Origin of the sequence: Elioraea sp., from assembly GCF_022842375.1 — a bacterium.
In the GTDB taxonomy this organism is placed as follows: Bacteria; Pseudomonadota; Alphaproteobacteria; order Acetobacterales; family Acetobacteraceae; genus Elioraea_A.
This window is the reverse complement of record NZ_JALHPR010000078.1, coordinates 1-2,534: the sequence shown is the minus strand read 5'-3', so window position 1 is coordinate 2,534 and position 2,534 is coordinate 1. Positions and strand designations below refer to the sequence as shown.

At 67.4% G+C, this 2,534-nt stretch carries 2 protein-coding genes; both read left to right on the top strand.

The window, feature by feature from the left end; all coding sequences use genetic code 11:
* The first annotated feature begins 129 nt into the window (after positions 1-129).
* On the top strand, positions 130-1,038 hold the full coding sequence (locus Q0C38_RS23230; protein ID WP_291299516.1) for a tyrosine-type recombinase/integrase: 909 nt from the start codon (positions 130-132) through the stop codon (positions 1,036-1,038).
* 2 nt (positions 1,039-1,040) lie between these two features.
* Positions 1,041-2,234 carry an IS91 family transposase gene (locus Q0C38_RS23225; RefSeq protein WP_291299515.1) on the top strand — a complete coding sequence of 398 codons (1,194 nt, stop codon included), beginning with the start codon at positions 1,041-1,043 and terminating at the stop codon, positions 2,232-2,234.
* Positions 2,235-2,534: the final 300 nt, after the last annotated feature.

Here is a 2,534-nt window from a genome sequence, read left to right as displayed (position 1 = left end):
GAACGAACCCGCTCGCGCGGGAGGGCGGCTGGGGGTGAGGTAGAGGGCATAGGCCGGAGGTCAGGCCTCCATTGAGCGTCGCACGGCAGCGGCAGAGCATGACGGGCTTCTTCAACAAGGAGCCTGACGATGACTTTCCCTGATCTCGACGCACCCGTCAGCCCGCTGCGGCAGCGGCTGATCGACGACATGAACATGCGGCGCTTCTCCCGCGAGACGCAGCGCAACTACCTCCGCGACATCGGACGCCTGGCGGCATTCCTCGGGCGTTCACCGGATACTGCTACCGCCGACGATCTGCGCCGGTTCCAGATCGAGCAGCAGGAGGACGGCGTCCCGGTGCCGACGGCGAACAGCATCGTGTCGGCGCTGCGCTTCCTCTTCATCCACACGCTCGACCGCCCGGACCTGGCGCGCAGACTCGTCCGGCTGGCGCATCGGCGTAACCTGCCAGTGGTGCTCAGTCGCGACGAGGTTGCCCGCCTGCTCAATGCCACCACGTGCCTCAAGCACCAGGCCGCGCTCTCTGTCGCCTATGGGGCCGGTCTGCGCGTCGCCGAGGTGTCGATGCTGAAGGTCGCCGACGTCGACAGCGAGCGCATGCTGCTGCGCGTCGAACGCGGCAAGGGCGGACGCTGTCGCAATGCCATGCTCTCCGAGGACCTGCTGACGCTGCTGCGTGAGTGGTGGAAGGTCGGGCGACAGCAGGGCGTGATGCACCGCGACGGCTGGCTGTTCCCGGGGCAGCACGCGATGAAGCCGATCAGCACGCGACAGCTCTATCGCATCGTTGTCGAGGCGGCCCGGGCCGCCGAGATCACCAAGCGGGTCGGGCCGCACACGCTGCGCCACAGCTTCGCGACCCACCTGCTGGAGGACGGCACCGACATCCGGATCATTCAGGTGCTGCTCGGACACGCCAAGCTCAACAACACGGCTCTCTACGCCAAGGTCGCGACCAGAACGGTTCGCACGGTCACGAGCCCTCTCGACAAGCTTGGGCTGTTCAGGCCGACGGAGATCTCGCCCGGCGGCTGAGCGTGCGCGCCTCGATCGAAGTCGCCGACATCTTCCGAGCCGCAGGGCTTGCGTATCGGGCCGCTCATGCAGGGCACCTGAGCCTCGCCCAGCTCAAGGTCATGTCGGCGATCGAGAACTGCCGCACCGCGGCGCTCGGCGGTCACGTCGAAGCCTGCGAGGACTGCGGCCAGTGGCGCATCGCCTACAACTCCTGCCGCAACCGGCACTGCCCGAAGTGCCAGGGCGCGGCGGCGCGGACGTGGCTCGCCGAGCGCGAGGCGGACCTGCTGCCCGTGGGCTATTTCCACGTCGTGTTCACGCTGCCCGCCGAGGTCGCTGACATCGCGTTCCAGAACAAGGCGCTCGTCTACGATCTGCTGTTCAGGGCGGCGTCGGAGACGATGCTGACGATCGCCGCCGATCCGAAGCATCTCGGTGCGCGCATCGGCATCACAGCCGTGCTTCACACCTGGGGGTCGGCGATGACCCACCATCCGCACGTGCACATGATCGTGCCAGGCGGCGGCATCGCGCCGGACGGAAGCCGCTGGATCTCGTCGCGGCCGGCCTTCCTGCTTCCGGTTCGCGTGCTCGGAAAGCTGTTCCGGCGGCTCTTCCTGACCCGGCTGCTCGCGCTGCACGATGCTGGACGGCTCGGCTTCTTCGGCACCATGGCGCACCTCACCGAGCGCCGAGCCTTCCTGCGCCACCTTGCTCCTGTCCGGACAAAGCGCTGGGTGGTTTACGCCAAGGCGCCGTTCGCGGGACCGGAGGCGGTGCTTGCCTACCTGTCGCGCTACACCCACCGGGTCGCGATCTCGAACAGTCGTCTGATCGCCTTCGATGAGCACCGCGTCACCTTCCGCTACAAGGATTATCGCCGCTACGGTGCCGACCGCCAGCAGGTCATGACGCTTGCGGCCGACGAGTTCATCCGCCGCTTCCTGATGCACGTGTTGCCTCGCGGGTTCCACCGCATCCGGCACTACGGACTGCTGGCCGGCTCCGCCCGCAAGGCCAGCCTCGCGCTCGCCCGAGAACTCCTGGATGTCGCCGCGCCGCCTGATGAGGGTACATCAGGCGTGCCGGACGACTTCCGCCCGCCATGCCGCTGCTGCGGCGGCCGCATGATCGTCATCGAGACGTTCGAACGCTGGAAACAACCACGCGGACCGCCGCAAGCATCGACGACGAACCGGGAGACAACTCTATGACCCGGCATGGCATGGTCGAACCTTCAGCCGCAGGCGCCCAGTCGCCGGCATCGGACCCGCGCGCGTCTATCGTCAAAATCGCCGCCGACAGCGTCGCCACGAGCCTCGTGCGGGATCGGTTGGACTGCGCGGAGGCACAACGAAGCCGCCTCTTCACATCCATGCCCACGCTTCCCAGCGGCGATCACGCCATCGCCGACATCGGCCGCAGATCGAAATCCCCATAGCCGTCGACTGTGCCCCGCGGGTTCCTTCCTCGGGGACTTTCGTACGCCTGACGGCGCCCGAAACTCTTCACGA

Bases quoted from the DNA above. Each gene is read 5' to 3' on its own strand.
- Q0C38_RS23230 (WP_291299516.1), top strand. From the start codon at position 130: ATGACTTTCCCTGATCTCGACGCACCCGTCAGCCCGCTGCGGCAGCGG.